The organism is Streptomyces sp. NPDC052012 (genome assembly GCF_040689265.1).
GTDB lineage: Bacteria > Actinomycetota > Actinomycetes > Streptomycetales > Streptomycetaceae > Streptomyces.
In genome coordinates this window covers 122,466-147,486 of record NZ_JBFAXA010000003.1, presented here as the reverse complement: position 1 = coordinate 147,486, position 25,021 = coordinate 122,466, and the positions used below count along the sequence as shown (strand labels likewise).

The following is a 25,021-nucleotide window of genomic DNA, read 5'->3' as shown; positions in this document are numbered from 1 at the left end:
TGTCCACAGCCCTGGCCGGGGTCTCGCGGGAACACGTAGCGTGGGCCGCATGAAGATCCTCATCAGCGCCGACATGGAGGGCGCCACCGGCGTCACCTGGCCGGCCGACGTGCTGCCGGGGACGCCGCAGTGGGAGCGGTGCCGGTCGATGTTCACCTCGGACGTCAACGCCGCCGTGCTGGGCTTCCTCGACGGCGGCGCGGACGAGGTGCTGATCAACGAGGCGCACTGGACCATGCGCAATCTGCTGCTCGAACAGCTCGACGAGCGGGCGCAGATGCTCACCGGCCGGCACAAGTCGCTGTCCATGGTGGAGGGCGTGCAGCACGGCGACGTGGACGGCATCGCGTTCGTCGGCTACCACGCGGGCGCGGGCATGGAGGGCGTCCTCGCGCACACGTACCTGGCCAACTCCATCACGGGGGTGTGGCTGAACGACGTACGGGCGAGCGAAGGACTGCTCAACGCGGCCGTGGTCGCCGAGTACGGGGTGCCGGTGGTGCTGGTCACGGGCGACGACGTGACCTGCGAGGACGCGCTCGGGTACGCGCCCGAGGCGCTGAAGGTCGCCGTCAAGGACCACGTGTCGCGGTACGCGGCCGTGTGCCGCACCCCGGCCAGAACGGCCGCCGACATCCGGGCGGCGGCGAAGGAGGCCGCGGCGCTGGCGGTGCGTCACGAGCCGCGCCGCGCCGGGCCGTTCACCGTCGCCGTGGAGTTCGACGCCGAGCACCTGGCGATGGCCGCCACCGTCGTGCCGGGTGTGTCGCGGATCGGGGAGCGGAAGGTGGCGTACACCAGCGGGACCATGTACGACGGCATCCGCACGTTCAAGGCGGTCACCACGATCGCCTCGGCCGCGGTGGAGGAGCAGTATGGCTGACGAGTTGTCCCTGGACGAGGTCGTGACCTTCACGTCCGACCTGATCCGGATCGACACCACCAACCGGGGCGGCGGGGACTGCGAGGAGCGGCCCGCCGCCGAGTACGCCGCCGCGCGCCTCGCCGAGGCCGGCCTCGAACCGGTGCTGCTGGAGCGCACCCCCGGCCGGACCAACGTGGTCGCGCGCATCGAGGGCAGCGATCCGTCCGCCGACGCGCTGCTGGTCCACGGTCATCTGGACGTCGTACCGGCCGAGGCCGCCGACTGGAGCGTGCACCCGTTCTCCGGTGAGGTGCGCGACGGGGTGGTCTGGGGCCGGGGCGCGGTCGACATGAAGAACATGGACGCGATGATCCTCGCCGTGGTGCGGGCCTGGGCGCGCGAGGGCGTCCGGCCCCGGCGGGACATCGTCGTCGCGTTCACCGCGGACGAGGAGGCCAGCGCCGAGGACGGCTCGGGATTCCTCGCCGACCGGCACGCGGCGCTGTTCGAGGGCTGCACCGAGGGCGTCAGCGAGTCGGGTGCCTTCACCTTCCACGACGGCCAGGGGCGGCAGCTCTACCCGATCGCGGCCGGCGAGCGCGGCACGGCCTGGCTGAAGCTCACCGCGCGCGGACGCGCCGGGCACGGCTCCAAGGTGAACGGGGACAACGCGGTCACCCGGCTCGCCGCCGCCGTCGCCCGCATCGGCGAGCACGAGTGGCCGCTGCGGCTGACCCCGACCGTCCGCGCGGCGCTCACCGAACTCGCCGCGCTCTACGGCATCGAGACGGATCTGACCGGCCCGTCCGGCGTGGACGCGCTGCTGGACAAGCTCGGCACCGCGGGCAGGATCGTCGAGGCGACCGTCCGCAACAGCGCCAACCCGACCATGCTGGACGCCGGTTACAAGATCAACGTGATCCCCGGGGAGGCCGTGGCGTACGTGGACGGCCGGTATCTGCCCGGCTGCGAGGAGGAGTTCCGCGCCACGCTCGACAAGCTCACCGGGCCGGACGTCGACTGGGAGTTCCAGCACCGCGAGGTGGCCCTGCAGGCGCCGGTGGACTCGCCGACGTACGCGCGGATGCGGGCCGCCGTCGAGGAGTTCGCGCCCGAGGGGCACGTCGTGCCGTTCTGCATGTCGGGCGGCACCGACGCCAAGCAGTTCTCCCGGCTCGGCATCACCGGGTACGGATTCGCGCCGCTGAAGCTGCCGGAGGACCTCGACTACCAGGCCCTCTTCCACGGCGTCGACGAGCGCGTCCCCGTCGAGGCGCTCCGGTTCGGAGTCCGGGTCCTCGACCGGTTCCTGAGGACGGCGTGATGAGCCTGGGGGAGCACGTGGGGGAGGAGGTGCGCACTGTGGCGTACGGCGCATGGCCCTCGCCCATCGACGCGACGCTGGCCGCCTCGCACGACGGCAGCCCCGAGTTCGTGGGATTCGTCGGCGACGAGGTGTGGTGGACCGAGCCCCGGCCCGCCGAGAACGGCCGGCGCGCCCTGGTGCGGCGGGACGTCGACGGCACCGAGGAGTCCGTGCTTCCGCCGCCGTGGAACGTGCGCAGCCGCGTCATCGAGTACGGCGGCACGCCCTGGGCCGGCACCGTGCACGACGGCGGGCCGCTCGTGGTGTTCGTGAACTTCGCCGACCAGCGTCTGTACCGCTGGGCGCCCGGTGGTGAGCCCCGTCCGCTCATCCCGGTGTCCCCGGCCGGCCCGGGGCTGCGCTGGGCCGAGCCGACGCTGCTGCCGGACCGCGGCGAGGTGTGGTGCGTCCTCGAGGAGTACACCGGCGACGGCCCCGACGACGTGCGCCGCGTCCTGGCCGCCGTCCCCCTGGACGGGGCGGCCGCCGAGGACCGGGGCGCCGTGCGCGAACTCACCGACGACCGGCACCGGTTCGTCACCGGGCCGCGGCTGTCGCCCGACGGGCGGCGTGCCGCCTGGCTGGCCTGGGACCACCCGCGCATGCCGTGGGAGGGCACCGAACTGCTCCTCGCCGAGATCGGCCCGGACGGCACCCTGTCCGGCCCCCGCACCGTGGCCGGCGGCCCCGAGGAGTCGATCCCCCAGGTCGACTGGACCCCCGACGGGCGGCTGCTGTACGTCAGCGACCGCACCGGCTGGTGGAACCTCTACCGCGACGGCGAACCCCTGTGCCCGCGCGAGGAGGAGTTCGGCGGGCCGCTGTGGAAGCTGGGATGGCGCTGGTTCGCGCCGCTGGACAACGGGCTGATCGCCGTCGTGCACGGCCGCGGCGCCACCGCCCTCGGCATACTCGACCCCGAGACGGGCGAGGTCGTCGACGCCGCCGGACCCTGGACCGAGTTCGCACCGGCGCTCGCGGCGCTCGGCGAGCGGGTGGTGGCCGTCGGCGCGAGCCCGCGCAGTGCCCCCGAGGTGGTGGAGCTGGACGCGAAGACCGGCCGCGCCCGCGTGATCGGCGCCGAGCACCACGACACCGTGGACCCCGCCTACTACCCCGAACCGCGGACCCGCACCTTCACCGGCCCCGACGGCCGCGAGATCCACGCCCACCTCTACCCGCCCCGCAACCCCGGCTGCGCGGCACCCGCCGACGAGTTGCCCCCGTACGTCGTCCGGGCGCACGGCGGGCCCACCAGCAGGGTGCCGCTGGTGCTCGATCTGGAGATCGCCTACTTCACCTCGCGCGGCATCGGCGTCGCCGAGGTGAATTACGGCGGCTCCACCGGATACGGCCGCGCCTACCGCGAGCGGCTGCGCGAGCAGTGGGGCGTGGTCGACGTCGAGGACTGCGCCGCTGTCGCACAGGCCCTCGCCGAGGAGGGCACCGCCGACCCCGCCCGCCTCGCCGTCCGGGGCGGCAGCGCCGGCGGCTGGACCACGGCCGTCTCCCTCACCACGACCGACGTCTACGCCTGCGGCACGATCCTGTACCCGGTGCTCGACCTCACCGGCTGGGGCCCCGGCGAGACCCACGACTTCGAGTCCCGTTACCTGGAGAGCCTGATCGGTCCCCGCGCCGAGGTGCCCGACCGGTACGCGCGGCGCTCGCCCGTGGCGCACGCGGACCGGCTCACCGCTCCCTTCCTGCTGCTGCAGGGCCTGGACGACGTCATCTGCCCTCCCGTGCAGTGCGAGCGCTTCCTCGGCCGCCTGGCGGGACGCGGGGTGCCGCACGCGTATCTCACCTTCGAGGGAGAGGGACACGGGTTCCGCCGCGCCGAGACCATGGTGCGTGCCCTGGAGGCGGAACTGTCCCTGTACGCCCAGGTGTTCGGACTGAGACCGGAAGGCGTGCCGGTCCTGGAGCTCACCCGATGAGCCGCGTCCGGCCGCTGCGGCGACCGCCCCGCCTCGCCCCCGGCGCCCGGGTGGCGGTCGTCGCGCCCAGCGGGCCCGTGCCCGAGGAGCGGCTCCAGGCCGGGCTCGACGTGCTGCGCGGCTGGGACCTCGACCCGGTGGTGGCCCCGCATGTCCTCGACCGGCACGCCCGGTTCGGGTATCTGGCGGGCACCGACGCCGACCGGGCGGCCGACCTCCAGTCCGCCTGGTGCGATCCGGCCGTGGACGCGGTGATCTGCGCCCGCGGCGGCTACGGCGCACAGCGCATCGCCGACCTGCTCGACTGGACGGCGATGCGGGCGGCCGGGCCGAAGGTGTTCGTCGGGTTCAGCGACATCACCGCCCTGCACGAGGCGTTCGCCACCCGGCTCGGCCTGGTCACCCTGCACGGGCCGATGGCCGCGGGCGCCGACTTCGTCAAGAGTGCCCGCGCGCAGGAGCATCTCGAGGCCACCCTGTTCGCGCCCGAGACCGTCCGCACCCTCGTCTCCGACGGCACCGCGCTGGTCCCCGGCCGGGCGCGCGGCGTCACCCTCGGCGGCTGCCTGAGCCTGCTCGCCGCCGACCTCGGCACCCCGCACGCCCGACCGTCCGCGCGGGGCGGGCTGCTGTGCCTGGAGGACGTGGGGGAGGAGACATACCGGATCGACCGCTACCTCACCCAGCTGCTCAGAGCCGGCTGGCTGGACGGGGTCGCCGGGCTGCTGCTCGGGTCCTGGGCGCAGTGCGAGCCGTACGACGGGCTGCGGGCACTGCTCGCCGACCGGCTCGGCGGGCTCGGGGTGCCCGTGGCCGAACAGTTCGGGTTCGGGCACTGCGAGGACGCGCTCACCGTCCCCTTCGGCGTCGCGGCCGAACTCGACGCCGACGCGGGGACGCTGACGCTGGACGAACCGGCGCTGAGCTAGGGGGTGTCCGCAAAGTCGCGTCGTCCGCCCGCAGGGCAGGCGGGACTTTGCGGATACCCCCTAGGGGCTGTCGTCGGGATCGCGTCGCAGGGAAGGGGCGGTGCCTGATCAGCGCCGGTGAGCGGGGGAATGGGCCACCGCCGACAACGCGGCAGATGTGCGTGCCGGACCCCGCGTCTGATGCATGATCCGAACGACAGGCCCTGGGCCGTCCTCGCTCGGCGGACGCGTCGTAAGGTGGCAGGATGCCGTACGACGACTCCTCCCCCTACCTCGCCGAAGGGCCCCGGGTGGGGGTGCGCCACTTCACGTACGCGGACGGTGCCGAGTTCACCGCCCGGGCCCGGGAGAGCAAGGATCTGCATCATCCCTGGCTGTTCCCGCCCGACAGCACCGCCGCGTACGCCACGTACGCGGGGCGGCTGATCGAGGACCCGGCGAAGGCGGGGTTCCTGGTCTGCGAGAAGGGCGCCGACGGGGCGCTCGCAGGATTCATCAACATCAACAACATCGTCGAGGGCGCGTTCCAGTGCGGTGCCCTCGGCTACGGCGCCTTCGCGCACGCCGCCGGGCGGGGGCTGATGCGGGAGGCGCTGGAGCTCGTGGTGCGGTACGCCTTCGGCCCGATGGGGCTGCACCGGCTGGAGATCAACGTGCAGCCCGCCAACACCGCCTCGATCGCCCTGGCCCGCGCCTGCGGATTCCGCCTGGAGGGCTTCTCGCCGGACATGCTCTTCATCGACGGCGCCTGGCGCGACCACGAACGCTGGGCGATCACCAAGGAGGTGCTGCGCCCCGCCGGAAGGGATTCGGCCTGACAGGTCGTTGAATGTGCAACACCTTGTCGGCGAGGATGATCCGTATGCGGAACATCGTCGTGATGGACGCCCCCTCCAACCTGGGCCTGCGCCCACCCGCCCCGGGTACCGTCCCCGGCTGCTACAAGCTCGCCGGGGCGCTGCGCGAGCAGCGGATCGTGCAGCGCCTGAACGCGCTGGAGGGCGGGGTGGTGGTGCCGCCGCGCTACGACCGGGGCGACTGGCAGGAGGGCGACGGAGTCTTCAACGCGGCCGCCCTCGCCTCCTACACGCGCAAGCTCGCCGACCGCGTCGAACACCATGTGCGCGCCGGTGACCTGCCCGTCGTGCTCGGCGGCGACTGCTCCGTCCAGCTCGGCGCCTCCCTCGCCCTGCGTCGCGTCGGGCGGTACGGACTCGTCGCCGTGGACGCCTCCCCGGACTTCCGGCACCCCGGCAACTCCGGGCGCGTGGGCGCCGCCGCCGGCGAGGAGGTCGCGCTGGCCACCGGACGCGGGCAGCAGGACCTCACCGACCTGGAGGGGCTGCGGCCCTATCTGCGCGACGAGGACGTGCGCTTCCTCGGCGTCCGCGACTACTTCGAGGACGAGCGCGCCGAACTCGCCGCCCTGAAGATCCCCGTCGTCACCGTCGGCGATCTGCGCGAATGGGGCGTGGACGACCTCGCCCGCGCCACCGCCCAGTCCTACGAGGCGCCCGGACTCGACGGCTACTGGGTGCACCTGGACGCCGACGTGCTCGACCCCGCCGTCATGCCCGCGGTCGACAGCCCCGACCCGGACGGCCTGCAGCCCGCCGAACTCGTCGCGCTGCTGCGGCCGTTGCTCGCCTCCCCGCACTGCGCCGGCCTCACCGTCACCATCTACGACCCCGACCTGGACCCGGACGCCACGGCCGGAGCGCTGCTCGCCGACACCGTGGTGGCCGCCTTTGCGCAATCCTGACCGGTGGCGCCCCTGTTCAGGCGGGCCGTATGCGGTTTCCATGGGGAAGTGTGACGACGATCCGACGCGAAGAGCTGACGCTGCCCGCCGCACACCTCGGCCCCGACAATCCGCTGCCGCCGCTGCGACCCCTCGACGAGATGCACCGCATCGAGGACCGCGACAAGGAGGACCTGCCGCGCGACATGGCCCGGCAGATCGGCTACGCACCCCTGCACAGCCTGCTGCCGGTCCGCGTCCGCGACGGCTACGACCGCCGGCGCGAGCCGCGGACGCTCGGCACGCTCGTCATCGAGAACGACCGGCTGCGGGCCACCGTGCTGCCCTCCCTCGGCGGCCGGATCGCCTCCCTCGTCCACAAGCCCTCCGGGCGTGAACTCCTCTACCGCAACCCGGTGTTCCAGCCCGCCAACTTCGCGCTGAACGGTGCCTGGTTCTCCGGCGGCATCGAATGGAACATCGGCGCCACCGGCCACACCACCCTGTCCTGCGCACCCGTGCACGCCGCCCGCGTCCCCGCCCCCGACGGCGGCGAGATGCTGCGGCTGTGGGAGTGGGAGCGGCTGCGCGACCTGCCGTTCCAGGTCGACCTGTGGCTGCCCGACGGATCCGATTTCCTGTACGTCGGTGTGCGGATCCGCAACCCGCACGAGACGCCGGTGCCCACCTATTGGTGGTCCAACATCGCCGTACCCGAGGAGTGCCGCGTCCTCGCCCCCGCCGAGGCCGCCTGGCACTTCGGTTATGAGCGGCGGCTGCGCCGGGTGCCGGTGCCGGTGTACGACGGCGTCGACCGGACGTACCCGCTCAACAGCACCTACCCCGCCGACTACTTCTACGAGGTGCCCGACGAACGCCGCCGCTGGATCGCCGCCCAGGGGGCCGACGGCCACGGACTGGTCCAGACGTCGACCGACGTGCTGCGCGGGCGCAAGCTGTTCGTGTGGGGCAGCGGCCCCGGCGGGCGGCGCTGGCAGGAGTGGCTCACCGAACCCGGCACGGGCGGCTACTGCGAGATCCAGGCGGGCCTCGCCCGCACTCAGCTGGAGCATGTCCGGACGGATCCCGAGAGCGAGGTGTCCTGGCTGGAGGCGTACGGGCCGTTCGAGACACCGCCGGAGGGGGAGTGGCCCGAGGTGCTGCGCGAGGCGGAGCGGCGGCTGGAGGCGGTGCTGCCCCGCGCCGACGTCGACGCCGCCTACGCCGCCTGGCAGCCGTACGCCGACGCCGACCCCGGTGAGCGGCTGGCCGCCGGCTCCGGCTGGGGAGCGCTGGAAGTGCTGCGCGCCGGATGGAAGCTGCCGGGTACGCCCTTCGACGAGAACACGCTCGGGCCGGAGCAGGAACCCTGGTTGCACCTGCTGCGCGCCGGTTCCCTGCCCGCACCGCCCACCGCACGCCCGCCGGGTGACACACTCGTCGCGCCGCACTGGCGGGACATGCTGGAGACCGCTCCCGCGACCGGACTCACCGAGTACCACCTCGGCGTCGCCCAGTGGCACGCCGGTGACCGCGCCCAGGCGGTCCGCAGCTGGGAACGCGGCCTGCGCGCCGCCGGCCCGGCCTGGCCGCACCTGCGCTGCCTCGCCGTCGCCGACCAGGAGGACCGGCACCCGGAACGGGCCGCGGACCGGTATGCGGCGGCTTTCGACGCACTGTGCCGCGAGCGGGACGAGGCGGAGGAGGCGGGGACGGACGGCGGCGAGGGCCCGGGGTGGCAGGCCGCCGTGGCCGCGCTGGGCCGGGAGGCCGTCGAGGCGCTGCTCGCCGTGGGGCGGACCGGTGAGGCGCGATCGGCGTGGGAGCGGCTGGAGCCGGACACACGGGCGCGCGGGCGGTTCCGGCTGACCGAGGCGGGGCTGCTGCTCGCCGAGGGGCGGCGCGACGAGGCCCGCGCCGTGTTCGACACCGGCTTCGAGGTCGCCGACCTGCGCGAGGGCGACGAGGTTGTCGGACGGCTGTGGGCCGCCCTCACCGACGAGCCGCTGCCCGGGCGCCACGACTTCCGGATGCGCCCCTCACCCTGATCTCCGGGCCTCACCCATGGCGGTCCACGTACTCGTAGACCGCCCCGTCCGGGTGGCGCACGATCAGGTTGCGGCCCGCCGGGGTGGGGACCGGGCCCGCGATGATGTCGGCCCCCAGCTCGGTCAGGGTCTTGTGGGCCTCCTCGACGTCGGTGACCGCGATCGTCGCCGCGACCTTGCGCAGCAGGTCCAGTTCGGCCGCGGGGCCGCTCATCAGCAGGAAGCAGCCCACCGCCGCCACCTGGACACCGCCCCGCTCGAACCGCAGGGCCCGGCCGCCCGCCAGCCGCTCGTAGAAGGGGATCGCGGTCTCGATGTCGTCGACGCAGACGCGCAGTGTGGCACCCAGAATCTCCATGCTCACGAGCCTAGTTGGGGCGAAGGCGCGGGTGGGGCGGGTCCGCGGCGATCTCCACAGCACACCCCCGCCGGCGTTACGCCGCCGCGCCGCCGGGGTACCCGGGCCGAATGCAACGCGCGGAGCATCTCGAACACTTGGACAAGCACCTGGTCGACGAGCTGGCCCAGGTCGCACGCGAGACGGTACGCGACGAACTGCGCGTGCAGGCACGCGCCCAGCGCCGCAGGGCCGCGCTGTACGCCGCGTCCGGCGCCGCCGCCCTGTACGCGGGCGCGGCCGTCGCGCTCGCCGTGGGACTCGCGCTCGCCCTCGCCCTGCCGGACTGGGCCGCCGCCCTGATCACCGCCGCGATCCTGGGCGCCGCGGCCTACGCCTTGCGCGGCGCCGCCCGGCCCTCCGCTCCCGGAGCGCCCACGGTGCCCGGCCCCGAGGGCGGGGCCACCGTCCCCGCCCAGGCGGCCCCGCCCGTGCCGCCGGTCCCGCCCGCTCCGCCGTCGCCGCCCACCACGGACGTCCTGCCGCCGCGGCAGGACGGCACCGACTCCGGGACGCCGCACGGCCGGACGTGACCGTGGCACGACGGCTGCGGAGCAGGCGGCCCGTGGGCTGAGGCACACGCCGGTCTGCCGCTAACCCACTCGGTACTGCTCCACGTCCTGCGTGCGCAGCGTCAGGCCGTGACCCATGCCCCGCGTGGGGGACACCGTGCCGCCCACCGGGTCCAGGGCTCCGTCGAAGAACATGTCCTCGATCCGGACGTGGTCGTGGAACCACTCGATGTGCCGCAGGTTCGGGACCGTGGCCGCCGCCGCGGCGTGCGCGTGCGGGGCGCCGTGCGCGGAGACCTCCAGCCCGTGCGCCTCGGCCAGCGCCGCCGCGTGCAGGAACCCGGTCACGCCGCCGCAGCGGGTCGCGTCCACCTGGAGACAGTCGACCGCCCCGGAGGTGATCATGCGGGCGAAGTACGGCAGGTCGTACCCGTACTCCCCGGCGGCCACATCGCTCACCACGGCGTCGCGCACCAGCCGCAGCCCCGTCAGATCGTCCGAGGACACCGGCTCCTCGAACCAGCCCACGCCGTGCTCGGCCATGGCATGCCCCACCCGCACCGCCTGCTTGCGGGTGTACGCGCCGCCGGCGTCCACGTACAGCTCGGCCTCCTCGCCGATGACGTGCCGCGCGGCCCGCACCCGGTGCAGATCCCGCGCCGCCTCCCGGCCCCAGCCCTCGCCGACCCTGATCTTCACGCGGGGGATGTGCTGCCCGTGCACCCAGCCGTTGAGCTGCGCCGCCATGTGCGTGTCGTGGTACGTCGTGAAGCCGCCGCTGCCGTACACCGGCACCCGCTCCCGGCGCGCCCCCAGCAGCCGCACCAGGGGCAGTTCGAGGAGCCGGGCCTTGAGGTCCCACAGGGCGATGTCCACCGCCGAGATCGCACACCCCGCGACACCGGGGCGGCCGGCGTCGCGGACCGCGTGGCCCAGGGTGTCGTGCACGGCCGGCAGGTCGAACGCGCTCATGCCCTCCACCAGCGGGGCGAGCTGTTCGCGCAGGAGGTCGCCGACCGCGGGCGGGCCGTACGTCCAGCCCGTGCCGGTCTCGTCGGCCGCGGTCACCTCGGCGATCACCACCGTGGTGGAGTCCCAGGCGAGGGTGCCGTCCGCCTCGGGGGCGTCGGTCGGCACGGTGTAGACGGAGACGGCGGGCCGGTGCAGTTTCATGGTCCCTCCCGCGATCGGCTCAGTCGGCCTGCTGGAGCTGCGGCAGCACCTTGGTGCGGTAGAAGTCGAAGAAGCCCCGCAGATCAGGGCCGATCTGATTGACGTAGATCCGGTCGAAGCCGGCGTCGGCGAACCTGCGCAGTTCGGCGACGTGCTCGTCCGCGTCGGCGCCGCACACCCGGTTCTGGCGCACCATGTCCTCGGTGACCAGGGTCTGCACCTGCTCGAAGTGCTTCGGCGAGGGCAGCACCTGGCCCAGCTCGCCGGGCAGCAGCTCGTTCGCCCACAGCCGGTGCACCGTGCGGACGCACTCGTCGCGGTCGGTGCCGTAGCAGACCTTGGTGCCGCCGCTCACGGGCTTCCCGCCGCCCCCGCCCTTGCGGTACTGCTCCACCATCGACGCGTCCGGCATCATCGTGATGTAGCCGTCGCCGACCCGCGCCGCCAGCTTGGTCGCGGCCGGGCCGAAGCCCGAGATGTCGATCGGGACCGGCTCGTCCGGCACGGTGTACAGGCGCGCGTTCTCCACGGTGTAGTGCGTGCCGTGGTGGTTGACCTCCTCGCCGGAGAACAGCCGGCGCATCACCTGGATGGCCTCCTCCAGCATCTCCAGGCGCACGTGCGCGGGCGGCCAGGGAGCGCCGAGGATGTGCTCGTTGAGCGCCTCGCCGGTGCCGACGCCCAGGCGGAAGGCGCCGTCCGCCATCACCGCGGCGGTCGCCGCCGCCTGCGCCACCACCGCCGGGTGCGTCCGCACCGTCGGACAGGTCACCGCCGTCCCCACCGGCAGCGACACGGCCTGAGACAGTGCGCCGAGCACCGACCACACGAACGGACTCTGCCCCTGCTCGTCGTTCCACGGGTGGTAGTGGTCGGAGATCCACAGGTGCTGGAATCCGGCCTGCTCGGCCATCCGGGCCTGCTCGATCAGCTCCGCCGGGCCGTACTGCTCGCACGAGAGGAAATAGCCGTACTCGGGCATGGGGGGCGCCTCCGCGACATGGGCGGTCGGGGTCCGGATCCGGGTACCCGGAGGCCCGGGCGGCAACCGGCGGACGTTTGGCGGCCCCGGCCGGGGGGACGCGGACATCTCCCGACGTACGCGACAGCGCCGGAGGCGAACCGTGAGTCGACCCCGCATTGTGATCGTCGGTGCCGGCTTCGCCGGGTACCGCGCGGCCCGGAACCTGGCCCGGCTGGCCCGGGGACGCGCCGACATCACCCTGCTGAACCCGACCGACTACTTTCTGTACCTGCCGCTGCTGCCCCAGGTCGCCGCGGGCATCCTGGAACCACGCCGGGTGACGATCTCCCTGTCGGGCACCCTGCCCGACGTGCGGCTGGTGCTGGGGGAGGCCGACCGCATCGACCTCGACGGGCGCACCGTGCACTACACCGGCCCCGAGGGCGACAGCGGCACGCTCGCCTACGACCGGCTGGTGCTGGCCGCCGGCAGCGTCAACAAGCTGCTGCCCATCCCCGGCGTCGCCGAGCACGCGCACGGCTTCCGCTCGCTGCCCGAGGCGCTGTACCTGCGGGACCACGTGACCCGGCAGATCGAGCTCGCGGCGTCCGCCGACGACCCCAAGAGCTGCGCCGCCCGGTGCACCTTCGTGGTGGTCGGCGCCGGCTACACCGGGACCGAGGTCGCCGCGCACGGGCACCTGTTCACCGAGGCGCAGGTCCGCAAGCAGCCCCTGCGCTCGGGCATGCGGCCGCGCTGGCTGCTGCTCGACATCGCCGAACGGGTGCTGCCCGAACTGGACGAGCGGCTCTCGCGCACCGCCGACCGGGTGCTGCGCGAGCGGGGCGTGGACGTGCGGATGGGCACGTCGGTGAAGGAGGCCACCCACGACGGGGTGCTCCTGACCGACGGCGAGTTCGTCGACACCCGCACGCTGGTGTGGTGCGTGGGCGTGCGGCCCGATCCGCTCGCCGAGTCCCTCGGGCTGCCCATGGAACGCGGGCGGCTGCTGGTCGACCCGCACCTGCAGGTGCCGGGCCGGCCCGAGGTGTTCGCCTGCGGCGACGCGGCGGCGGTGCCGGACCTGGAGAGGCCGGGGGAGTACACGCCGATGACGGCGCAGCACGCGTGGCGGCAGGGCAAGGTGTGCGCCCACAACGTCGCCGCGTCCCTCGGCGACGGACAGCGGCGCGCCTACCGGCACAAGGACATGGGGTTCGTCGTCGACCTCGGCGGGGTGAAGGCCGCCGCCAACCCGCTCGGCGTGCCTCTGGCCGGGGCGGCGGCGGGCGCGGTCGCCCGCGGCTACCACCTCGCGGCGATGCCCGGGAACCGGGTGCGCGTCGCCGCCGACTGGCTCCTGGACGCCGTACTCCCGCGCCAGGCCGTCCAGTTGGGCCTCGTACGGTCCTGGTCGGTCCCGCTGGACACGGCGTCCCCGGAACTGGCCCGGGTACCGGGCGGCCCGGCGCGGGACGGCTCCGCCGGTGAGCCCGCGAGGAACCAGGCGGGCGGGGAGCAAGCGAGGAATCGATCGGGCGGCGAGCCGGCGAAGAACCAGCCGGGCGGTGAACCGGCGAAGAACCAGCCGGGCGGTGAGCCGGCGAAGAAGCAGCCCGGGGGCGAGCCCGCGAAGAAGCAGCCGGGCGGTGAGGCCGCGAAGAAGCAGGCGGGTGGTGAGCCCGCCCGGAAACAGCCCGGCTCCCGGCCGGCCGCCGGTGAGGTGCTGTACGAACCGCACCCCTCACCCGGTCCCGTCAGGCGCACCGACCTCCCCGCCGAACCCGCCGAACCCGCCGACCCCACCGACCAGGCCCAAGGAGATTCATGAACACCGGTGAACTCGCCGACCTCGGACAGCAGTTGCGGGTGGACAGCGTCCGTGCCGCGGCCGCCGCGGGCTCCGGGCATCCCACGTCCTCGATGTCCGCCGCGGATCTGATGGCCGTCCTGCTCGCGCACCACCTCCGCTACGACTTCGACCGCCCCGGCCACCCGGGCAACGACCGCTTCGTGCTGTCCAAGGGGCACGCCTCGCCGCTGATGTACGCCGCGTACAAGGCGGCCGGGGCCATCGACGACGACGAACTGCTGACCTTCCGCAAGCTCGGCAGCCGCCTCGAAGGGCACCCCACGCCCCGGCAGCTGCCCTGGATCGAGACCGCCACCGGTTCGCTCGGGCAGGGACTGCCCGTCGGCGTCGGGATCGCCCTCGCCGGCAAGCGCCTCGACCACGCCGACTACCGGGTGTGGGTGCTGTGCGGCGACAGCGAACTGGCCGAGGGCTCGGTGTGGGAGGCCGCCGAGCACGCCGCGTACGAGCATCTGGACAACCTCACCGCGATCGTGGACGTCAACCGGCTCGGCCAGCGCGGCCCCACCCGGCACGGACACGACCTCGACGCCTACGCGCGCCGCTTCCAGGCCTTCGGCTGGCACACGGTCGAGATCGACGGCCACGACGTGGACGCCGTCGACCGCGCCTACGGGGAGGCCGCCTCCACCAAGGGCCAGCCCACCGCGATCCTCGCCCGCACCCTGAAGGGCCGGGGCGTCGAGGCCGTCCAGGACCGGGAGGGCCTGCACGGAAAGCCGCTGCCCGACGCCGAGGAGGCGATCGCCGAGCTCGGCGGCCCCCGTGACCTCACGGTCCGCGTGCACCAGCCGCCGGACGCCCGCGCGCTGCACTCCGTGCCCACCGGGCAGTTCGCGCCGCCCCGCTGGGACAAGGGCGAGGAGGTGGCGACCCGTAACGCCTTCGGCGAGGCCCTGGCCGCCCTCGGTACGGCCCGCGCCGACGTCGTCGCCCTCGACGGGGAGGTCGGCGACTCCACCCGCGCCGAGCAGTTCGCCAAGGAGCATCCCGAGCGCTACTTCGAGTGCTACATCGCCGAGCAGCAGATGGTCGCCGCGGCCGTCGGCATGGCGGCCCGCGGCTGGATCCCGTACGCCGCCACCTTCGCGGCCTTCCTCACCCGCGCCCACGACTTCATCCGCATGGCGTCGATCAGCGGGTCCTCCCTCAACCTCGTCGGCTCGCACGCCGGTGTGGCGATCGGCCAGGACGGGCCCAGCCAGATGGGCCTGGAGGATCTGGCGATGATGCGGGCGGTGCACGGCTCGACCGTGCTGTACCCGTGCGACGCCAACCAGACGGCACGGCTGGTAGCGGCGATGGCGGGCCTGGACGGCATCCGTTATCTGCGCACCTCGCGCGGCGCGGGGCCGGTGATCTACGGCCCCGACGAGGAGTTCCCGGTCGGCGGCAGCAAGGTGCTGCGCGCGTCCGACGGGGACCGGCTGACGCTCGTCGCGGCCGGCGTCACCGTGCCCGAGGCGCTGGCCGCCGCGGACGCCCTGGCGGAGCAGGGCATCGCCGCGCGGGTGATCGACCTGTACTCCGTCAAACCCGTCGACCGGGGCACCCTGCGCCGGGCCGCCGAGGAGACCGGCTGCTTGGTCACCGTGGAGGACCACCATCCCGAGGGCGGCCTCGGCGACGCGGTCCTCGAGGCCTTCACCGACGGGCGCCCCGTGCCGCGCCTGGTGCGGCTCGCCGTCCGTACGATGCCCGGTTCGGCGTCGCCGGAGGAGCAGCTGCACGCGGCCGGCATCGACGCCGAGTCGATCGCGGCGGCCGGGCGGCTGCTCGTGGAGGAGGCGATCGTGCCGTGAGCGACGGCGCTGCGCGGACGGTGCGAGCCGGCCGGCGCACGGTGCGGATCCACCGGCCGGACAAGGTCCTCTTCCCCGCGAGCGGCGACGCCGAGGAGTACACCAAGGGCGATCTCGTCGACTACCACCGGGCCGTCGCCCCGTTCCTGCTGCCGCATCTGCGGGGCCGGCCGCTGATGCTGGACCGGCGCCCGGACGGCATCGACGGGCCGGCGTTCATGCAGAAGAACACCCCGGACAGCTATCCGGAGTGGATCACCCGGGTCGAAGTGGAGAAGGAGGGCGGGACCGTCCTGCACACCGTGTGCGACGACACCGCCACCCTCCTCCACCTCGTCGACCAGGCGAGCATCACCCTGCACCGGTGGCTGTCGCGCACGGACAGCCTGGACCACCCCGACCGGCTGGTCTTCGACCTCGATCCGTCCGGGGACGACTTCGGGACGGTGCGGGAGGCGGCGCGGCTGCTGGCGGAGCTGCTGGACGAGCTGAGACTGCCCTCGGCGCTCATGACCACCGGCTCGCGCGGACTGCACGTCGTCGTGCCCCTGAACGGCGACCACCCCTTCGACGACGTGCGCGCCTTCGCCCGCGAGGTCGCCGACACCCTCGCCGAGGCGCACCCCGACCGGCTCACCACCGCCGCCCGCAAGAAGGACCGCGGCGACCGGCTCTACCTGGACGTGCAGCGCAACGCCTACGCGCAGACCGCCGTCGCCCCCTACACCGTGCGCGCCCTGCCCGGCGCCCCCGTCGCCACACCCATCTCCTGGGACCAGCTGGACGAACCCGGCCTCACCGCGCGCCGCTGGACCGTCGCCGACGCCGTGGAGCAGGCGCGCACCGATCCGTGGGCCGGACTGCTGCGCCGGGGCCGCGCGCTGGGGCCGGCCCGCCGCCGGCTGCGGGCGCTGCGCGGACGCCGCTGACCGGCGGCGCGGCAATCGGGACGGCTCCCGGAGGTTTGGCGAACAGACTTGCGGCCACACGGACTGGGAGGTGGCCATGGCGAACACGAAACACACCGAGAACCCCGAAGAACCATCGAGTTCACAGGAACACCAGGACTCGCACGAGTCCCGCAAGCCCACAGGAAGCACGGGCAAGGCGGACAACACAAGAGCAGCGAAACGGCCGAGCCCGATGGAGGTCCTGCGCCAGGCGCGCGGGCAGCTCGCGGAGCTCACCGGCATGGAAGCCGAGTCCGTGACGTCCTTCGAGCAGACGGAGGAGGGCTGGGCGCTGGAGGTCGAGGTCCTCGAACTCGAGCGTGTGCCCGACACGATGAGCCTGATGGCGAGCTACCAGGTGGAGCTGGACTCCGACGGTCAGCTCACCGGCTACCGGCGGGTACGCCGCTACGAACGCGGACGTTCCGACGCGCGCAGGCCCGGCGGCCGCTAGGCCGCCCCCGCGGACCCGGGCCCACGGACAAGACGCCCGCAGGCAAGACGCCCGCGGGCAAGACACAGACAAGAAACCAGACAAGGGAGGAACAGCCGGCATGACAGTCGTACCGGCACAGCAGACCGGCGGCGGAGGCGGCAGCAGCGGTCTCTACGACGTGCTTGAGCTTGTTCTGGACAGGGGGCTCGTCATCGACGCATTCGTGCGCGTGTCCCTGGTCGGCATCGAGATTCTCAAGATCGACGTTCGCGTCGTCGTCGCCAGCGTCGACACGTATCTGCGCTTCGCCGAGGCGTGCAACCGGCTCGACCTCGAGGCCGGGCCCCGCAAGAGCCCGGGCCTGCCCGAGATCGTCGGTGAGGTCACCGAGTCCGGCGCACGCGGCAAGTCCAAGGGGGCTCTGTCCGGCGCCGCCGACACCATTTCCGACGCCTTCAAGCAGGCGCGTGAGGGCGGCTCCGAGCGCGAGACCGAGTCGCGTCCGCGGCCCCGGAAGAGCACGGCGCGTCGTAAGGAGGAGCAGGAGTGAGCACCTACGTCTACGGCATCACGGCGAGCTCGCACGCCGCGCTCCCGGAGGGGATGGGCGGTGTCGGCGATCCGCCGCTGCCCGTGCGCGTGCTGAAGGCGGGGGAGCTCGCGGCGGTCGTCAGCGACGCCCCCGAGGACCTGCGGCCCAAGCGCAGGGAACTCCTCGCCCACCAGAACGTGCTCGGTGAGATCGGCGCGGCGGGCGTGGTGCTGCCCATGCGCTTCGGCAGCGTCGCCCCCGACGACGACGCCGTCACCGGTGTGCTGGCCGAGCGGGCCGACCACTACAAGGAGCGGCTGCGGGCGCTGGACGGCCGGGTCGAGTACAACGTCAAGGCCAATCACATCGAAGAGGCCGTCCTGCACCACGTCATGGCCGGCAACCCGGAGATCCGCGCTCTCGCGGAGGCCAACCGTCAGGCCGGGGGCGGCAGCTACGACGACAAGCTGCGCCTCGGCGAGATGGTCGCCGCCGCGGTCAAGGCCAAGGAGGCCGAGGACGCCGCCGCGCTGCAGCGCGTCCTGGAGCCGGCCGCCGACGCCGTCAGTGTGGGCCCCGAGTCCACCGGCTGGCTCGCCAACGTCTCCTTCCTGGTGGAGCGGGCGACGGCCGAGAACTTCCTGGCCGCCGTGGAGCAGGTGCGTCAGGACATGCCGCACCTGGAGGTGCGGCTGAACGGTCCGCTGCCGCCGTACAGCTTCGTCGAGCCCGGCCCGGCCGAGCCGGCGGGCACCACCGCGGGCGGGGCGGACGCCGGAGCGGGGTGAGGTCATGGGTCTGATCTCCGAGGTCCTGCTGCTGCCGTTCGCCCCCGTGCGCGGCAGCGGCTGGGTCATCCGACAGGTGCTCCGGGAAGCGGAGCGCATCTACTACGACCCCTCCACGATCCGGGCCGAACTGGCCCGTCTCGAGGAGCAGTTGGAGGCCGGGGAGATCACCGAGGAGGAGTTCGACCGGCAGGAGGACGAGCTCCTCGACCGGTTGGAGATCGCGACGCGCCAAGGCGCGGGTAGAGGGGACGGGACGGCACCGCAATGAATCGACTGGGACTCGGCCTCGCCGTAGGGGCCGGATACCTCCTCGGACGGACGAAGAAGCTGAAGATGGCGGTCGCCGTCGGCGGCCTCGTGGCCGGGAAGAAGCTGAACCTCAGCCCGCGGATGGTCGCGGAACTGGTCTCCCAGCAGCTGCGGGACAACCCGCAGTTCAAGGAGCTCGGGGACCAGTTGCGCGGTGATCTGCGCGGGGTGGGCAAGGCCGCCTCCGGCGCGCTGGTCGAGCGGCAGCTGGACGCCGTCGCCGACCGGCTGCACGGCCGTACCGCCGAGCTGCGCGACCGCCTGGCGGGCGGCGGGCTGCCGGGCACCGGGAGGAACGCGCAGGACACCGAGGACACCGAGGACGCAGAAGGCGCGGAAGGCGCCGAGGAGCCGGAGGGCCGGGAGCCGGAGGACGAGGAGGCGGCAGAGCGGGCGGAGCAGAGGGCCCCCGCGAAGAAGTCCGCCGCCAAGAAGGCCGCGAAGAAGGCACCGGCGAAGAAGGCGCCCACCAAGAAGGCCCCGGGCAGGAATGCCGCGGCCACGAAGAAGGCCGCCGCCCGCAAGACGACCGCCGCCAAGAAGACGGCCGCCTCGCGCGGCAGCCGCTCGCGTTCCTCGAAGGGAGGCGGTGAGTGATGACCGACACCCTGGGATCGGCCCGTGACACGGCGCGCGGGCAGAACGGCGGCAACCCGCTCGCCGACGTGGCGCACAGCGAGGCCGCGGACCGCCTGAAGGCCGAGCTGCAGGAGTACCTCGCCGCGCAGACCACTCGTCTGCTCACCGGCGTCGGCCGCAAGCTCGGCGAGACCACCAACAAGCTCAACGACATCGCCGAGGGCAACAGCCCGGGCTTCGCCAAGCTCGCCCTGGACGGCGGACGCAAGATCGCCGAGGGCAAGGGCCCGCTGCGCACCGCCCTCGAACTGGGCGCCTCGCGCGCCAAGGACAACGTGATGGGCGCGCTCAAGGGCGGCCTCGGCGGCGGCAAGGACAAACGCAAGCGGTCCGCGGGCAAGAAGCCCACCGTCATCATGGAGAGCATCGACGTCGGCGTCCCGCTGCGCACGGCCTACGACCAGTGGACGCAGTACCAGGACTTCAGCACCTTCGCCAAGGGCGTCAAGAGCGCGAACAAGTCCGACGACACCACGTCGGACTGGCAGGCGAAGGTGTTCTGGTCCAACCGCAGCTGGAAGGCGCAGACCACCGAACAGATCCCCGACGACCGCATCGCCTGGACCTCCGAGGGCGCCAAGGGGACGACGAAGGGTGTCGTCTCCTTCCACCGCCTCGCGGACAACCTGACCCGCGTGCTGCTGGTCATCGAGTACTACCCCACGGGCTTCTTCGAGAAGACCGGCAACATCTGGCGCGCCCAGGGCCGCCGGGCCCGGCTCGACCTGAAGAATTTCGCCCGCTTCATCACCATCAAGGGCGAGGCCGAGGAAGGCTGGCGCGGGGAGATCCGTGACGGCGAGGTCGTCCGGAGCCACGAGGACGCGCTCGCCGAGGAAGACGAGGACCGCGAGGAGCGCGAGGGGTCCGAGGGCGAGGAACCCGAGGGCGAGTACGAGGCGGAGGACGAGGAAGAAGGGGCCGAAGGGGAGTACGAGGAGGAGCCGGAGGACGAGTACGAGGAGGACGAGGAGGAGAAGCCGGACGAGGGCGAGCCCGAGGAAGCCTACGACGACGAGTACGAAGAGGCGAACGGCGACGAGTACGAGGACGAGGAGGCGGCCGAGGAGGGCGGACCCGAGGGCGCTGACGAGGACGAGTACGACGAGGCGGACGAAGAGGCGAACGACGACGAGTACGAACGTGCCGAGGGCGGGAGCCGCCGATGACGACCCCCAGCCGCCTTCCCGAGCCCTACGGTCAGGGCAGCGGCGCGAACCTCGCCGACATCCTGGAGCGGGTGCTCGACAAGGGGATCGTGATCGCGGGCGACATCCGCATCAATCTGCTCGACATCGAACTGCTCACCATCAAGCTGCGCCTCATCGTCGCCTCGGTGGACAAGGCGAAGGAGATGGGCATCGACTGGTGGGAGACCGACCCGGCGCTCTCCTCGCGCGCCCGCCGGGACGAGCTGGCCAGGGAGAACGCCGAGCTGCGTGAACGGCTGGCCGCGCTGGAGGAGCTGGAGGCCGGCCGGGCGCAGGTGCAGTCGTCCGAAGCCGCCGCACAGGAGCAGGCACACAGGGAGGCCCCGTGACCGGACTGCGGTACGTCTACGCCGTCTGCCGCCCCTTCAGCACGCCGCTCCAGGCGCAGCTGTCCGGGGTGGCGGGCGATCCGCCGCGGCTGCTGACCCACCACGGGCTGGTGGCCGTGGTCAGCCATGTGCCGGAGGCGGACTTCGGCGAGGACCCGCTGCGCGCGCACCTGGAGGACCTCGACTGGCTGACCGCCGTCGCCCGCGCCCACCAGGGCGTGATCGACGCCCTCACCACGGTCACCACTCCGCTGCCGCTGCGGCTCGGCACCGTGTTCCGCGACGACAGCGGCGTACGCACGATGATCGAGGCGCGCGAGGAGTCCTTCCGGCGCACCCTGGACCGGCTGGAGGGCCGGGTGGAGTGGGGTGTGAAGGTCTACGTGGAGGACGCACCGCGGCAGGACACCGCCGCCGCGACCGCGCCGGCCCGGCCCGCTTCCGGCCGGGACTATCTGCGGCAACGCCGCATGCAGACGAAATCGCACGAGGAACTGTGGCAGCGCGCCGAGACCTTCGCGACCCGGCTGCACGAGACCCTTTCCGAGGCCGCCGAGGATTCCCGGCTGCACGCCCCGCAGAATCCCACCCTCTCCGGCGCCTCCGGCCGCAACGTGCTGAACGCCGCCTATCTCGTGCCGCGTGCGAAATCCGAGGAATTCGTGGAAATGGTGGACCGGACGAAGGACGGCGTGCCCGGAATTCGGGTGGAACTCACCGGACCCTGGGCGGCCTATTCGTTCGCGGGCGAGCCCTCGGAGCGGCAGACCGAGGGGGAGGGCGCGTGACCGTCGTCGAACGGCGTGAGATCGCGCTGGTGGACCTGCTCGACCGGCTGCTGGCCGGCGGGGTCGTCATCACCGGCGACATCACGCTGCGCATCGCGGACGTCGACCTGGTCCGCATCGATCTCAACGCGCTCATCAGCTCGGTGAACGCCAACGTCCCGTCGCCCTTCGAGGAGCTCCGTTGACAGAGCAGCAGCCGCCCGCCCGCCGACGAGCCCGGCTCGACCTCGAACCCGACACGGTCGAACGCGACCTGGTCAAGCTCGTGCTGACCGTGGTGGAGCTGCTGCGCCAGCTCATGGAGCGGCAGGCCGTGCGCCGGTTCGACGAGGGCGACCTGACCGAGGAGCAGGAGGAGCGCATCGGCCTGACGCTGATGCTGCTCGAGGAACGTATGACGGAACTGCGGGAGCGCTACGGCCTGCGGCCCGAGGACCTGAATCTGGACCTCGGGCCGCTCGGACCGCTGCTTCCCCGGGAGTGACTACCGGGGTCTCACCACCGGTACCAGCGGCCCCTGCCGCCGCCCGCCGTCGTGCTGCGCATGAAGAACCCCAGCAGCCACACCACCAGAACCGCGAGCGCGATCCACCAGAGAACCTCCACCGCGAATCCGGCGCCGAAAAGGATCAGAGCCAGAAGCAGAACAAGAAGAATGGGAACCATAATGTCAACCTCCTGACATCCTGGTTGCCCGTCTTTCGCTTTTCAGACTTCTTTTCGGCAGAGAATTTCGGCGTGCAGCACCGCGAACCATCCGTCGTCCCGCGCGCCCCACTCCCGCCAGGCCCCGGCCACCGCCTGAAGCTGCTCGCGCGTGGCGTGGCCGCCCTCGACGGCCAGCTCGGCATAGGAGGACGCCACGGTGCGGTCCGCCCACAGGCCGCTCCACCAGCGCCGCTCCTCGGGCGTGGAGAAGGTCCAGGTCGAGGAGGTCGCGGTGATGTCCGTCAGGCCCGCCGCCAGCGCCCAGGACTTCAGCCGGCGCCCGGCGTCCGGCTCGCCCCCGTTGGCCCGCGCCACCCGCCGGTACAGATCGAGCCAGTCGTCCAGGCCGCCGGAGAGGGGATACCAGGTCATGGCCGCGTAGTCCGAGTCCCGTACGGCGACGAAGCCGCCGGGCCTGGTCACCCGCCGCATCTCGCGCAGCGCCTGGACCGGGTCCCCGACGTGCTGGAGCACCTGATGGGCGTGCACCACGCAGAACGTGTCGTCCGGGAAGTCCAGTGCGTGCACGTCCCCGACGGCGAAGTCGGTGTTCGTCAGTCCGCGCTCGGCGGCCGTCGCCCTCGCCTGCTCCAGCACCCCCGGCGCGTGCTCGAGTCCGGTGACCTGCCCGTCGGGCACCAGCGCGGCCAGGTCGGCGGTGATGGTGCCGGGCCCGCAACCGACATCCAGGATCCGCATGCGGGGCTCCAGTGCCCCGAGGAGGTAGCCCGCCGAGTTCTCGGCGGTCCGCCAGGAGTGCGACCGCAGCACCGACTCGTGGTGCCCGTGGGTGTAGACGGCGGTCTCCCGCGATGCAGGCATGGTGAGCCCACCCTTCTCGTCTCGTGGGGCGATGCGCAGGGACGCTCGTCACCGTACGCGCCTAACTCACATGATGAGACCCGTGTTTCAGATACTGGACCACCGCTCGGGGTGCCCCGGCGATGAAATCGTTTGCCACCCGTGTCGGGCACCCCGCAGAATCGCCTCTCATGGGCCATCTGGAAGCAGCACACCTCGAGTACTACCTCCCCGACGGGAGGCCGCTCCTGGGCGACGTCTCCTTCCGGGTCGGCGAAGGCGCCGTCATGGCCCTGGTGGGACCCAACGGCGCGGGCAAGACGACCCTCCTGCGCCTCCTCGCCGGCGAGCTGAAGCCGCACGGCGGATCCGTCACCGTCAGCGGCGGACTCGGCGTCATGCGCCAGTTCGTGGGCTCCGTCCGTGACGAGACGACTGTCCGCGACCTGCTCGTGTCCGTCGCCGTGCCCCGGATCCGCGAGGCGGCCCGCGCCGTCGACAAGGCCGAGCACGCCCTCATGACCGTCGACGACGAGGCCGCCCAGCTCGCCTACGCGCAGGCCCTCGCCGACTGGGCCGAGGCGCGCGGCTACGAGGCCGAGACGCTGTGGGACATGTGCACCACCGCCGCGCTCGGCGTGCCCTACGAGAAGGCGCAGTGGCGTCAGGTGCGCACCCTCTCCGGCGGCGAGCAGAAGCGGCTGGTCCTCGAGGCGCTGCTGCGCGGCACCGACGAGGTGCTGCTGCTCGACGAGCCCGACAACTATCTCGACGTGCCCGGCAAGCGCTGGCTGGAGGAACGGCTCGCCGAGACCCGCAAGACGGTCCTGTTCGTCTCCCACGACCGTGAACTGCTCGCCCGCGCCGCCCAGCGCATCGTCTCCCTCGAACCGAGCCCCACCGGCGCCGACGCCTGGGTGCACGGCGGCAGCTTCGCCACCTACCACGACGCCCGCAGGGACCGGTTCGCGCGCTTCGAGGAGCTGCGCCGGCGCTGGGACGAGAAGCACGCACAGCTCAAGAAGCTGGTGCTGAATCTCCGTCAGGCCGCCTCCGTCAGCCATGACATGGCGTCCCGTTACGCGGCGGCACAGACCAGGCTGCGTAAGTTCGAGGAGGCCGGCCCGCCGCCGGAGCCGCCGCGCGAGCAGGACATCACCATGCGCCTGAAGGGCGGGCGCACCGGAGTCCGCGCGATCACCTGCGAGCAGCTCGAACTCACCGGCCTGATGAAGCCGTTCGACCTGGAGGTCTTCTACGGCGAGCGCGTCGCCGTGCTCGGCTCCAACGGCTCGGGGAAGTCGCACTTCCTGCGCCTGCTCGCCGGCGACGACGTCGCGCACACCGGCGGCTGGAAACTGGGTGCGCGCGTGGTCCCCGGACACTTCGCCCAGACCCACGCCCACCCCGAGCTGGAGGGCCGCACCCTTCTGGACATCCTCTGGAAGGACCACTCCCAGGACCGCGGCGCCGCCATGTCCCGCCTGCGCCGCTACGAACTCACCGGCCAGGCCGAGCAGCCCTTCGACCGCCTCTCCGGCGGCCAGCAGGCCCGGTTCCAGATCCTCCTGCTCGAACTCCAGGGCGTCACCGCGCTCCTGCTCGACGAGCCCACGGACAACCTGGACCTGGAGTCCGCCGAAGCCCTCCAGGAGGGCCTGGAGGCCTTCGACGGCACGGTCCTCGCGGTCACCCACGACCGCTGGTTCGCCCGCTCCTTCGACCGCTTCCTCGTCTTCGGCACCGACGGCAGAGTCAGAGAGACCCCGGAGCCGGTCTGGGACGAACGCAGAGTGGAACGAGCGCGCTAGGGGGTGTCCGCAAAGTCCCGCCTGCTCTGCGACGCCCGGCACGCCCTCTCGCCGCACCGGGCGGACACCCGAGTACAACCAGTACGCGGATGTCCGCCCGGCACAC

27 protein-coding genes are annotated in these 25,021 nt (G+C 72.9%); 22 read left to right on the top strand and 5 right to left on the bottom strand.

Translation table 11 applies throughout. The annotated features are described in order from the left end of the window. The first annotated feature begins 49 nt into the window (after positions 1–49). The 7 genes from AB0412_RS07870 to AB0412_RS07840 all read left to right on the top strand — a co-directional run bounded on the left by AB0412_RS07870 (position 50) and on the right by AB0412_RS07840 (position 8,889). Positions 50–883, top strand: coding sequence for a M55 family metallopeptidase (locus AB0412_RS07870; RefSeq protein WP_366401629.1), 834 nt, complete (start codon positions 50–52; stop codon positions 881–883). Next, the gene (locus tag AB0412_RS07865; protein WP_366401628.1) at positions 876–2,189 is read left to right on the top strand and encodes a M20/M25/M40 family metallo-hydrolase; all 1,314 of its coding nucleotides are present in this window, start codon (positions 876–878) and stop codon (positions 2,187–2,189) included. The genes AB0412_RS07870 and AB0412_RS07865 overlap by 8 nt, the downstream gene beginning before the upstream one ends. Then, positions 2,189–4,171: a prolyl oligopeptidase family serine peptidase gene (locus AB0412_RS07860; protein WP_366401627.1), complete on the top strand. Its 1,983-nt coding sequence runs from the start codon at positions 2,189–2,191 to the stop codon at positions 4,169–4,171. Before AB0412_RS07865 ends, AB0412_RS07860 begins: the two co-directional genes overlap by 1 nt. Next, a complete protein-coding gene (locus AB0412_RS07855; RefSeq protein WP_366401626.1) occupies positions 4,168–5,100 on the top strand; it encodes an LD-carboxypeptidase in 933 nt (310 codons plus the stop codon). Before AB0412_RS07860 ends, AB0412_RS07855 begins: the two co-directional genes overlap by 4 nt. Positions 5,101–5,345: 245 nt before the next feature. After that, complete coding sequence (locus AB0412_RS07850; protein ID WP_366401625.1) at positions 5,346–5,918, top strand: GNAT family protein; 573 nt, start codon at positions 5,346–5,348, stop codon at positions 5,916–5,918. 44 nt (positions 5,919–5,962) lie between these two features. Beyond that, positions 5,963–6,862 carry an arginase family protein gene (locus AB0412_RS07845; protein WP_366401624.1) on the top strand — a complete coding sequence of 300 codons (900 nt, stop codon included), beginning with the start codon at positions 5,963–5,965 and terminating at the stop codon, positions 6,860–6,862. Positions 6,863–6,891: 29 nt separating this feature from the next. Further along, on the top strand, positions 6,892–8,889 hold the full coding sequence (locus AB0412_RS07840) for a DUF5107 domain-containing protein (RefSeq protein WP_366401623.1): 1,998 nt from the start codon (positions 6,892–6,894) through the stop codon (positions 8,887–8,889). Positions 8,890–8,899: 10 nt separating this feature from the next. Here AB0412_RS07840 and AB0412_RS07835 read toward each other — a convergent pair whose 3' ends face one another. Continuing rightward, positions 8,900–9,247, bottom strand: a complete 348-nt coding sequence (locus AB0412_RS07835; protein ID WP_366401622.1) for a VOC family protein — start codon at positions 9,245–9,247, stop codon at positions 8,900–8,902. Positions 9,248–9,357: 110 nt separating this feature from the next. Between AB0412_RS07835 and AB0412_RS07830 the strand changes: the two genes are divergently transcribed. Continuing rightward, positions 9,358–9,819, top strand: a complete 462-nt coding sequence (locus tag AB0412_RS07830; RefSeq protein ID WP_366401621.1) for a phage holin family protein — start codon at positions 9,358–9,360, stop codon at positions 9,817–9,819. A gap of 60 nt (positions 9,820–9,879) precedes the next feature. Here the strand turns inward: AB0412_RS07830 and AB0412_RS07825 are convergent, their stop codons facing one another. Both AB0412_RS07825 and AB0412_RS07820 read right to left on the bottom strand, forming a co-directional pair. Further along, positions 9,880–10,971, bottom strand: a complete 1,092-nt coding sequence (locus AB0412_RS07825; RefSeq protein WP_366401620.1) for an enolase C-terminal domain-like protein — start codon at positions 10,969–10,971, stop codon at positions 9,880–9,882. Positions 10,972–10,990: 19 nt separating this feature from the next. Continuing rightward, a complete protein-coding gene (locus AB0412_RS07820) occupies positions 10,991–11,953 on the bottom strand; it encodes a TIGR03557 family F420-dependent LLM class oxidoreductase (protein WP_366401619.1) in 963 nt (320 codons plus the stop codon). Positions 11,954–12,095: 142 nt separating this feature from the next. Here AB0412_RS07820 and AB0412_RS07815 point away from each other — a divergent pair, with 142 nt between their 5' ends. The 13 genes from AB0412_RS07815 (at position 12,096) to AB0412_RS07755 (ending at position 22,079) form a co-directional block, all read left to right on the top strand. After that, positions 12,096–13,766 (top strand): FAD-dependent oxidoreductase, encoded by a 1,671-nt coding sequence (locus AB0412_RS07815; protein ID WP_366401618.1) that lies wholly within the window; start codon positions 12,096–12,098, stop codon positions 13,764–13,766. After that, positions 13,763–15,610 (top strand): transketolase, encoded by a 1,848-nt coding sequence (locus AB0412_RS07810; RefSeq protein WP_366401617.1) that lies wholly within the window; start codon positions 13,763–13,765, stop codon positions 15,608–15,610. Before AB0412_RS07815 ends, AB0412_RS07810 begins: the two co-directional genes overlap by 4 nt. Further along, on the top strand, positions 15,607–16,539 hold the full coding sequence (gene ligD / locus AB0412_RS07805) for a non-homologous end-joining DNA ligase (protein WP_366401616.1): 933 nt from the start codon (positions 15,607–15,609) through the stop codon (positions 16,537–16,539). Before AB0412_RS07810 ends, ligD begins: the two co-directional genes overlap by 4 nt. Before the next feature lie 76 nt (positions 16,540–16,615). Next, complete coding sequence (locus tag AB0412_RS07800) at positions 16,616–17,014, top strand: gas vesicle protein (RefSeq protein WP_366401615.1); 399 nt, start codon at positions 16,616–16,618, stop codon at positions 17,012–17,014. A 100-nt stretch (positions 17,015–17,114) separates the two neighbouring features. After that, positions 17,115–17,546 (top strand): gas vesicle structural protein GvpA, encoded by a 432-nt coding sequence (locus AB0412_RS07795; RefSeq protein ID WP_366401614.1) that lies wholly within the window; start codon positions 17,115–17,117, stop codon positions 17,544–17,546. Further along, the gene (locus tag AB0412_RS07790; RefSeq protein ID WP_366401613.1) at positions 17,543–18,316 is read left to right on the top strand and encodes a GvpL/GvpF family gas vesicle protein; all 774 of its coding nucleotides are present in this window, start codon (positions 17,543–17,545) and stop codon (positions 18,314–18,316) included. Before AB0412_RS07795 ends, AB0412_RS07790 begins: the two co-directional genes overlap by 4 nt. Before the next feature lie 4 nt (positions 18,317–18,320). Further along, positions 18,321–18,587 (top strand): gas vesicle protein GvpG, encoded by a 267-nt coding sequence (locus AB0412_RS07785; RefSeq protein ID WP_366401612.1) that lies wholly within the window; start codon positions 18,321–18,323, stop codon positions 18,585–18,587. Beyond that, complete coding sequence (locus AB0412_RS07780) at positions 18,584–19,225, top strand: DNA primase (RefSeq protein WP_366401611.1); 642 nt, start codon at positions 18,584–18,586, stop codon at positions 19,223–19,225. Before AB0412_RS07785 ends, AB0412_RS07780 begins: the two co-directional genes overlap by 4 nt. Then, the gene (locus AB0412_RS07775) at positions 19,225–20,436 is read left to right on the top strand and encodes an SRPBCC family protein (protein ID WP_366401610.1); all 1,212 of its coding nucleotides are present in this window, start codon (positions 19,225–19,227) and stop codon (positions 20,434–20,436) included. The genes AB0412_RS07780 and AB0412_RS07775 overlap by 1 nt, the downstream gene beginning before the upstream one ends. Next, positions 20,433–20,807 (top strand): gas vesicle protein GvpJ, encoded by a 375-nt coding sequence (gene gvpJ, locus AB0412_RS07770; RefSeq protein WP_366401609.1) that lies wholly within the window; start codon positions 20,433–20,435, stop codon positions 20,805–20,807. The genes AB0412_RS07775 and gvpJ overlap by 4 nt, the downstream gene beginning before the upstream one ends. Beyond that, positions 20,804–21,595 carry a GvpL/GvpF family gas vesicle protein gene (locus AB0412_RS07765; RefSeq protein WP_366401608.1) on the top strand — a complete coding sequence of 264 codons (792 nt, stop codon included), beginning with the start codon at positions 20,804–20,806 and terminating at the stop codon, positions 21,593–21,595. The genes gvpJ and AB0412_RS07765 overlap by 4 nt, the downstream gene beginning before the upstream one ends. Beyond that, positions 21,592–21,780 (top strand): gas vesicle protein, encoded by a 189-nt coding sequence (locus AB0412_RS07760; protein ID WP_260827285.1) that lies wholly within the window; start codon positions 21,592–21,594, stop codon positions 21,778–21,780. The genes AB0412_RS07765 and AB0412_RS07760 overlap by 4 nt, the downstream gene beginning before the upstream one ends. Further along, entirely contained in the window at positions 21,777–22,079 is a 303-nt protein-coding gene (locus AB0412_RS07755; protein ID WP_366401607.1) for a gas vesicle protein K, read from the top strand. Before AB0412_RS07760 ends, AB0412_RS07755 begins: the two co-directional genes overlap by 4 nt. Positions 22,080–22,090: 11 nt before the next feature. Here the strand turns inward: AB0412_RS07755 and AB0412_RS07750 are convergent, their stop codons facing one another. Next, the gene (locus AB0412_RS07750; RefSeq protein WP_260827283.1) at positions 22,091–22,261 is read right to left on the bottom strand and encodes a hydrophobic protein; all 171 of its coding nucleotides are present in this window, start codon (positions 22,259–22,261) and stop codon (positions 22,091–22,093) included. Positions 22,262–22,303: 42 nt separating this feature from the next. Then, positions 22,304–23,125 (bottom strand): class I SAM-dependent methyltransferase, encoded by an 822-nt coding sequence (locus AB0412_RS07745; protein ID WP_366401606.1) that lies wholly within the window; start codon positions 23,123–23,125, stop codon positions 22,304–22,306. 170 nt (positions 23,126–23,295) lie between these two features. Here AB0412_RS07745 and AB0412_RS07740 point away from each other — a divergent pair, with 170 nt between their 5' ends. Next, positions 23,296–24,915, top strand: a complete 1,620-nt coding sequence (locus AB0412_RS07740) for an ATP-binding cassette domain-containing protein (RefSeq protein ID WP_366401605.1) — start codon at positions 23,296–23,298, stop codon at positions 24,913–24,915. Positions 24,916–25,021 lie beyond the last annotated feature (106 nt).

Bases quoted from the DNA above. Each gene is read 5' to 3' on its own strand.
- AB0412_RS07835 (WP_366401622.1), bottom strand. From the start codon at position 9,247: ATGGAGATTCTGGGTGCCACACTGCGCGTCTGCGTCGACGACATCGAG.
- AB0412_RS07810 (WP_366401617.1), top strand. From the start codon at position 13,763: ATGAACACCGGTGAACTCGCCGACCTCGGACAGCAGTTGCGGGTGGAC.
- AB0412_RS07855 (WP_366401626.1), top strand. From the start codon at position 4,168: ATGAGCCGCGTCCGGCCGCTGCGGCGACCGCCCCGCCTCGCCCCCGGC.
- AB0412_RS07825 (WP_366401620.1), bottom strand. From the start codon at position 10,971: ATGAAACTGCACCGGCCCGCCGTCTCCGTCTACACCGTGCCGACCGAC.
- AB0412_RS07800 (WP_366401615.1), top strand. From the start codon at position 16,616: ATGGCGAACACGAAACACACCGAGAACCCCGAAGAACCATCGAGTTCA.
- AB0412_RS07750 (WP_260827283.1), bottom strand. From the start codon at position 22,261: ATGGTTCCCATTCTTCTTGTTCTGCTTCTGGCTCTGATCCTTTTCGGC.
- AB0412_RS07745 (WP_366401606.1), bottom strand. From the start codon at position 23,125: ATGCCTGCATCGCGGGAGACCGCCGTCTACACCCACGGGCACCACGAG.
- AB0412_RS07850 (WP_366401625.1), top strand. From the start codon at position 5,346: ATGCCGTACGACGACTCCTCCCCCTACCTCGCCGAAGGGCCCCGGGTG.
- AB0412_RS07865 (WP_366401628.1), top strand. From the start codon at position 876: ATGGCTGACGAGTTGTCCCTGGACGAGGTCGTGACCTTCACGTCCGAC.
- AB0412_RS07795 (WP_366401614.1), top strand. From the start codon at position 17,115: ATGACAGTCGTACCGGCACAGCAGACCGGCGGCGGAGGCGGCAGCAGC.
- AB0412_RS07740 (WP_366401605.1), top strand. From the start codon at position 23,296: ATGGGCCATCTGGAAGCAGCACACCTCGAGTACTACCTCCCCGACGGG.
- AB0412_RS07845 (WP_366401624.1), top strand. From the start codon at position 5,963: ATGCGGAACATCGTCGTGATGGACGCCCCCTCCAACCTGGGCCTGCGC.
- AB0412_RS07775 (WP_366401610.1), top strand. From the start codon at position 19,225: ATGACCGACACCCTGGGATCGGCCCGTGACACGGCGCGCGGGCAGAAC.
- AB0412_RS07785 (WP_366401612.1), top strand. From the start codon at position 18,321: ATGGGTCTGATCTCCGAGGTCCTGCTGCTGCCGTTCGCCCCCGTGCGC.
- AB0412_RS07870 (WP_366401629.1), top strand. From the start codon at position 50: ATGAAGATCCTCATCAGCGCCGACATGGAGGGCGCCACCGGCGTCACC.
- AB0412_RS07860 (WP_366401627.1), top strand. From the start codon at position 2,189: ATGAGCCTGGGGGAGCACGTGGGGGAGGAGGTGCGCACTGTGGCGTAC.
- AB0412_RS07830 (WP_366401621.1), top strand. From the start codon at position 9,358: ATGCAACGCGCGGAGCATCTCGAACACTTGGACAAGCACCTGGTCGAC.
- AB0412_RS07780 (WP_366401611.1), top strand. From the start codon at position 18,584: ATGAATCGACTGGGACTCGGCCTCGCCGTAGGGGCCGGATACCTCCTC.
- gvpJ (WP_366401609.1), top strand. From the start codon at position 20,433: ATGACGACCCCCAGCCGCCTTCCCGAGCCCTACGGTCAGGGCAGCGGC.
- AB0412_RS07820 (WP_366401619.1), bottom strand. From the start codon at position 11,953: ATGCCCGAGTACGGCTATTTCCTCTCGTGCGAGCAGTACGGCCCGGCG.
- AB0412_RS07840 (WP_366401623.1), top strand. From the start codon at position 6,892: ATGCGGTTTCCATGGGGAAGTGTGACGACGATCCGACGCGAAGAGCTG.